The organism is Chelativorans sp. ZYF759, from assembly GCF_012911015.1.
In the GTDB taxonomy this organism is placed as follows: domain Bacteria; phylum Pseudomonadota; class Alphaproteobacteria; order Rhizobiales; family Rhizobiaceae; genus ZYF759.
The window spans coordinates 34,841-41,418 of record NZ_WVVV01000022.1 but is presented as its reverse complement, the minus strand read 5'-3'; the positions used below and the strand labels follow the sequence as shown (position 1 = coordinate 41,418).

Annotated in this window: 6 protein-coding genes; all 6 read right to left on the bottom strand. The window is 63.3% G+C overall.

The window, feature by feature from the left end:
• A complete protein-coding gene (locus GRZ55_RS21850) occupies nucleotides 1-861 on the bottom strand; it encodes an ABC transporter permease (protein ID WP_169289069.1) in 861 nt (286 codons plus the stop codon).
• 8 nt (nucleotides 862-869) lie between these two features.
• Entirely contained in the window at nucleotides 870-1,574 is a 705-nt protein-coding gene (locus GRZ55_RS21845) for an ABC transporter ATP-binding protein (RefSeq protein WP_169289068.1), read from the bottom strand.
• Between the two features lie 140 nt (nucleotides 1,575-1,714).
• Nucleotides 1,715-2,962, bottom strand: a complete 1,248-nt coding sequence (locus GRZ55_RS21840; protein ID WP_169289067.1) for an FAD-binding oxidoreductase — start codon at nucleotides 2,960-2,962, stop codon at nucleotides 1,715-1,717.
• A gap of 36 nt (nucleotides 2,963-2,998) precedes the next feature.
• Nucleotides 2,999-4,393, bottom strand: a complete 1,395-nt coding sequence (locus GRZ55_RS21835; protein WP_169289066.1) for an FAD-binding oxidoreductase — start codon at nucleotides 4,391-4,393, stop codon at nucleotides 2,999-3,001.
• Nucleotides 4,390-5,691, bottom strand: a complete 1,302-nt coding sequence (locus tag GRZ55_RS21830; protein ID WP_169289065.1) for an amidohydrolase family protein — start codon at nucleotides 5,689-5,691, stop codon at nucleotides 4,390-4,392. The genes GRZ55_RS21835 and GRZ55_RS21830 overlap by 4 nt, the downstream gene beginning before the upstream one ends.
• Nucleotides 5,688-6,482, bottom strand: a complete 795-nt coding sequence (locus tag GRZ55_RS21825; protein ID WP_169289064.1) for a creatininase family protein — start codon at nucleotides 6,480-6,482, stop codon at nucleotides 5,688-5,690. Before GRZ55_RS21825 ends, GRZ55_RS21830 begins: the two co-directional genes overlap by 4 nt.
• Between the last annotated feature and the right edge of the window lie 96 nt (nucleotides 6,483-6,578).

Below are 6,578 nucleotides of genomic sequence, written 5' to 3'. Positions count from 1 at the left end.
TCAATTCTCCTTTCCGCCGGATTCGTGCCATTCGGAGAAGAGTTTGTGTCCGAGCCATGTGAATGCGACGTAGACGCAGACGGACATGAGGGTTGCGACGATGAGGGCTGCGTACATCTGCTCGTATTTGAAATCGATCTTTGAGTTGATGATCATCTGGCCGAGGCCGCCTCTTCCGGCCAGGAAGAAGAGTTCCGAGACGATGGCGCTGAGGACGGCGAGGCTGGCGGCGATGCGCAGGCCTGCGAAGAGGGAAGGGGCGGCCGACGGGAAGCATGCCTTGAGGAGGATGGTTCGCCAGTTGGCGCCTTGCAGCCGGAAGAGGTTGATGATGCCGCGGTCGGCGCTCTTGAGGCCGAGGAGCAGGGTGATGGGRATGGCAAACAGGGTGAACTTGGCCACGATCAGGATCTTGGGCAGGGTGCCGAAGCCGAGGGCGGTCTGGATCAGCGGRATGATGGCGAGSGTSGGAATGGCCTGCAGCGCGACGATGTTGGGAAACAGGGCGCGTTCCAGGATCAGGGCGCGGAACATGACGACGCCGAGCAGGATGCCGACGGGGATGGAGACGGCSAGACCCGCCAGCGCGATGGCGAGCGTGGTGATGGCGCGTTCGAGCAGTTCCCATCTGACGGCCGCGACCCCGAAMGCCTCGCTCCACAGGGCATAGCCCGATGGCATCAGGAACTGGCGGTGGGGCTCCAGATTGGCGCGCACCATGGCATAGACCACCAAGAGCATCCCAAACAGGAYGATSGGCGGCACGACSAGCATCAGGATATGCGMGAAGAACCCGCGCGGCGGCGCGAAGGGSACRGGTCCGTGAGCGGTGATGTTGGTGGCGGGGGCTGTGTCGGACATGGCTCGGCTCACTTCTCGATGGCGTCGCGCAGGGCGATGGAGACCTCGCCGCARAGCGCGGAGAACTCTGGCGCGTATCTGAGTTCCGGCTCGCGGGGATAGGCGAACGGGATGTCGAAGAYCTGCAGGATGCGGCCGGGCCTGCGCGACATGACGACGACCTTGTTCGACAGGTAGACGGCYTCSGGGATGGARTGGGTGATGAACAGGCCGGTGAAGCCCTTGCGCATGTAGAGCGAGATGAGTTCGTCGTTGAGGCGTTCGCGGGTGATCTCGTCGAGCGCGCCGAAGGGCTCGTCGAACATGAAGACRTTGGGGTTGAGGGCSAGCGAYCGGGCGAGCGAGACGCGCATGCGCATGCCGCCCGACAGACGCTTGGGATARTGRTCCTCRAAGCCGTCGAGGCCGACSAGGCTGATCTGCTCGCGCGCGATCCTGCGGCGTTCTTCGGCGGGATAGCCGCGCAGTTCCATGAGCAGCTCGATGTTGCCGATCACCTTGCGCCAGGGCAGCAGCGTTGCATCCTGGAACGTGTAGCCGAGATGGTCGCGGTCGACCTTGACGAGGCCGTCGGTATGGGGAAACAGGCCCGAKGCGATCTTGAGCAGGGTCGACTTGCCGCAACCCGACGGCCCGACGATCGACACGAACTCGCCTTGCCCGATCGTCAGCGAGATATCGTCCAGCGCCTCCGTCCCGTCCGGAAACCGCATCGAAACACCGTCAAACGAAAGCGAGACGTTCTCTGATCGCGGAGCGGAGGACGTTCCTCCCGCGAGACCTCGAGGCAACTGGCTGGCCGCCGGATATGTCATGAGTGGATTCCCCTCTTTTTATAGGTCCGACGCCCACTTCAGAAGCGGGTGGCAGAAAAAGGCGTCAGGTCGATCCGAGGCGTGCTGCCCGCCATCAGGCTCGCCACATGGCGCCCTGTAGGTCCGCCAGAGCATATGCCCACATGCTGGTGCCCGAAGGCAAAGACAGTATTGGCAAACCGCGGCGAGCGGTCGATGACCGGCAGGCTGTCGGGCAGGCAGGGGCGATGCCCCATCCACTTCGACTGCTCCTTCGTGTTCAGGTCCGGAAACATCTCCACCGCAATCCCCGCGAGCTTGTCGGCGCGCGCATAGTTCGGCGCGGCCTTCAGCCCGGCGAGTTCGACGGTGCCGGCAATGCGCAGTCCGCAATCCATCGGATTCACGAAGACGCTTCGCCTGTTCCACATCACGGTGCGTCGCACGTCGATCTGGGGTTCGGCGAAGGTGACATGATAGCCGCGCTGCGTCTCCAGCGGCACCTTTGCGCCGAGCTTGCGGGCAAGCGGCGAGGACCATGCGCCGGCAGCCAGCACGAGCCTGTCGACGGGAAGCTTGCCTGAAGAGGTTTCCAGCGCCACGGGGCCGTCGGGGCCGATCTCTACATCTTTTACATCGGCCCTGACGAAGGTGCCGCCATTGCGCAGCACCTGATCGGCAATCGCGCGCACCAGGAGATGAGGATCGACAGTGGAGCCATTCTCGGGCGCGAAGATACCGAGATCGAAACGCCTGTTGAGCGCCGGCTCGAGCTGGCGGATGTCGCTGCCGCCGATCTCCTCCATCGCTGCGCCAAGTTCCCGGCGCAGGTCGAGCGACCACTTGGCCGCCTGCAGTTCCTCACGGTTCTCGTAGATGTAGAGACAGCCGTTGCGGCGGATCAGCCGGGCGAACGTGTCGCCTTCCAGAAGCTCGGCGTAGTCGTCGAATACGGTCTCCATCAATGCACGCATTGCCGTGGCCACGCGTGTCGCTTCCTTGCGGCTTGCGTGACGCAGAAAACGCAGCAGCCAGGGCGTAGCCCACGGCAGATAGGACCATCGGATCGTCAGCGGCCCGAGGGGATCGAGAAGCCAGCCCGGCACCTTCTTCATGACGCCCGGCATTGCGACCGGCAGGATCGCGCTTGGCGAGACCGAACCGGCATTGCCGAAGGACGTGCCGAGCCCCGGCTCGAGGCGGTCGACTATGGTAACGGCAAAGCCCTCGCGCTGGAGAAATGCGGCCGAGCTCACGCCGACGATGCCGGCTCCGATGACGGTGACATGTCCCTTAGTGCCGCTCATCTCTGGCCCCAATCGATCCGGTGTCATGGCCGCAGCCTATTGAGCGAAAAGGTAGGTTTTGCCGGGCACGGGAACCCAGTCGGGTTCCTTCCAGGCGATCATCTTGCCGGGATTGAGCAGTCCTTTGGGATCAGTCTGTTTCTTGAAGGCGAGTTGCGCCGGGTTCGTCTTCTTCATGCCGCCTTCCTCGAGCGTGACCCGATGCGGATTGAAGACCGGCAATCCAAGTTCGTGCTCGATAATCTGAATGATCTCTTCCAACCGTTCGTTGGACGTGTAGCGGACTATCGGCAGGCCAACGGGCGAAACCACGCCGTCGAACCGGGTGAATTCGAAGTGAAGCAGGAGCTCGTCGGCGAAGCGCTCCTTTAGCTCCTTCATCTTCTCGAACATCACGGGGCGCGGCATCATCATCTGGAGATAGGTGACGGTCGGGTCGACGCGCAGGGCGCGCAGCGTCGTGTGGTTCCAGGCGAGCTCGAAAGCGGCGGGCAAACGCGCCCCTTCCGGCAGCCGGTCGTAACGCAGGCGCAGCGTAGCGCCATCGAAGCCCTCAATCACCTCACCGAGACGCGGGAGTGTGTCGCGGGAAACGGTCACGGCGAGCATAGCTTCAGCGTCGCTCAGATGGGGGCGATGGCGCAGGAAGTAGCGAGTCGCTATCTGTGCTTCGAAGTTCGACAGCATGCGCTTGTCAATCGACTCGTCTTCGCCGACGAGCAGCGCCAGGCGACAGGAATTCTCGAACGTGTCGACGCCGATGATCACGTCGACCCAGTCGCTCGCCGGGTCGGCGGGCATTTCCACTTCGAGGATCACGCCGTTGACGCCGTAAGCATGGGCCGCCTTGCTGATCTCGTCCGCGCCGACCAGATCGATGATGCGAGGTGTCTCTTCCATCGTCGCAAGGCGCAGGCGGCGGATGTTGGCGGGATTGCGCAAGCCACCCCAGCGGATCGCGCCGACGCCGCTCGAACCGCCGGCGACGAAGCCGGCGATGGTTGCCGATCCCGTGGTGGAAGGAAACAGGCGGATTTCCTTGCCCTCGGCGCGCAGAGCATGCTCGATATGTTCGATCACCGTGCCGCCCTGCGCCACGAAATAATCGTCGCCAATTGTGATGATCTTGTCGAGATGCTTCATGTGCAGGACGACGCCGCCGGCAAGCGGCATCGCCTGCCCGTAATTTCCTGTCCCCGCGCCGCGGGTCGTGACCGGCACGTCGTGTCTCCAGCAGGTGGCAAGCACTTCGAGAACCTCCTCGACCGTGCGCGGCGCAACCACAAAGTCGGCTTTCACCTCCTGGAGCTGGTCTTTCAGGATCGGGCTGTACCAGTAGAAGTCGCGGCTCTTCTGGAGCACGGTGTTGGGATTGTCGTCCACATCCAGATGGCTAAGCGCCTCAAGGCAGGCGGAAATGTTGTCGGTCATGGAGACTCCACCGCGAAGAGATCGCGCAGATTGAAGGAAACGGGCAGGACGGGCCGTCCGTCGCGCACCACGACCCGGTCGCAGGACGTTAGGCTCACGAGGTCGTACATGTCTTGTACGTCGAGCATGACGATATTGGCCGGGGTTCCGGCAACCAGGGCGCCCTGACCGGCAAAGCCGCAGGCTGCTGAAGCGCCGCTGAATTGCCGCACGAGCCAGTCGTCCATCTCCTCATCGAGATGGGCGGCGCGTACGGCCGAGCGGAAGACCTCGACCATGTCGTAATCGCCGTAGGGATAGAAGGCGTCCTGAACGTTGTCGGATGCGAAGTGGATCGAGGCGCCGGACGCGCGAAGTTCCCGGGCCGCCGTTATGCCGCGCCGCTGCGGCGTCGCTGCACGGCGACGATCCTGGAGGAAAAGGTTGGAGTGAGGCAGCGAGATCACATGCACGCCGGCTTCCACCACCTTGGCGATAATCCGGTCGCGATCTTCCACCGGCATTGTGCTGAGCGAGCAGCAGTGACCGGCTACGACCGTACCGCCAAAGCCCGTGCGCAGGATGCTATCGCAGATGAGTTCGAGCGCCTGCGCGGCAGGATCGAGTGTCTCGTCGACATGGAAGTCCACGTCCAACGCCGCGTCGGTGGCAAAGCCGAACAGGGCATCCAGGCGTTCGGCGGTCGCCATGCTTGGGGCAATGAACGCACCAAGCACGCCATTTCTCGACCTGATCTGGCGGCAACGCTCGGCGTAGTCCTCGGCCTGATCGACACGCTCGATTGCCATGAGGGCGACGGCTTGCATCTCGATGCGACCCCGCCACTGCCGCTGTAGTTCGCCAAACACCTGCCACGCCGCGTTTTCCGCCGGCATGTTTGGCGTATCGAGATGGGTACGCAACGCCGAGGTGCCGTGAAGGTAGGCCCGTTCCAGCGCCTTCGACATGCGGGCATGAAGGTCTTGTGCGGTCCAGTTGACGGCATCGGCGCCCGAGAGCTTCACGGCATCGAGCAGGCCGCCGCCGGGAATGCCGGTCCGGCGAACAGTATAGGCCTTGTCGAGATGGACGTGAGAATCGATGAAGGTGGGCAGCACGATCCGCCCCCCGAGATCGACCCGGCGCCAGCCGCGACCGTCCCTCGTTAACGTGCCGTCCACGGCTATCCCGAAATCGGTAAAACCGAGCCCGGTCGCGCCATGCTGTGCGCGCATTTCAAGGCCGCGCGCAAGTGCGCGTGGAATGCGAGCATTGACGAACCAGAGGTTCTCGCCCGTATCGGAGTGCTGGAAGTTCACTGCCCCATTGCTCCGAACGGCATCGCGTGACGCGCCACCTCTTCGAGCAACGTGGCGTAGCGGGCCGCAGCGTGTTCGACCAGGGCCCTGCCGATGGCCGGAGTGGCTGCGGCCGCGTTGCCGGCGGCCCCGTCGGTGTTGAGATCATGCATGGTCCATCCCGCGGAAACGGGTCCGAGAAGCCGCAGCACCTCGTTGCCTTCGGCGACTGCGCGGGAGGTTGGAACGAAGTCCTTCACCAGCTCCATTTCCACCAGATCGGGACGGAAATGAAGCATCGCTGCCGTTTCGATCAGGCCCGCATGGATTCCGTCGCGAAGCTCGCACTCGCTGACGAGGCCGACCGGGTAGCCCATGCTCATCCAGCCGGCACTGACGCAGAACATCTCCTCCTCGATCCGAAGCTGCCGGATGACGGTCTGCAGCACCGGAACATTGCCGCCATGCGCATTGAGGAACACGAGGCGCCGCACACCCGAACGCGCGACGGAGCGGCCGATCTGGACAAGGACCGACTGCAGCGTCGCTCCGTCGAGGGTGAGCACCCCCGGAAAACCCAGATGCTCATCCGACTTGGCAACGGAAACAGTTGGCAGGACAAGCACTGTCGCTTCCCTGACGCGCCGCGCCGCTTCGTGCGCGAAACCCTCGGCGAGTAGCGCATCGGTATTCAATGGCAGATGAGGGCCATGCTGTTCCACGGCACCGACGGGGAGCAGTGCCACCGTTGCTGCGTTTATCGTCGTGCGCAATGCGGGCGCCGACAATTCGCCCCAGAGATGATAAGCCATGAAATAGTCCGATTATCGAGCATTCGTTCGCTAAGCGTGACAAGATTGCTGTTCGAGGTCAACCCGTTTTGCCGTCTGGGCCAGATCTTTCCATTG

What these genes read in the sequence shown, in the direction of transcription:
- GRZ55_RS21840 (WP_169289067.1), bottom strand. Translation starts at nt 2,962, where the DNA reads ATGAGCGGCACTAAGGGACATGTCACCGTCATCGGAGCCGGCATCGTC.
- GRZ55_RS21825 (WP_169289064.1), bottom strand. Translation starts at nt 6,482, where the DNA reads ATGGCTTATCATCTCTGGGGCGAATTGTCGGCGCCCGCATTGCGCACG.
- GRZ55_RS21835 (WP_169289066.1), bottom strand. Translation starts at nt 4,393, where the DNA reads ATGACCGACAACATTTCCGCCTGCCTTGAGGCGCTTAGCCATCTGGAT.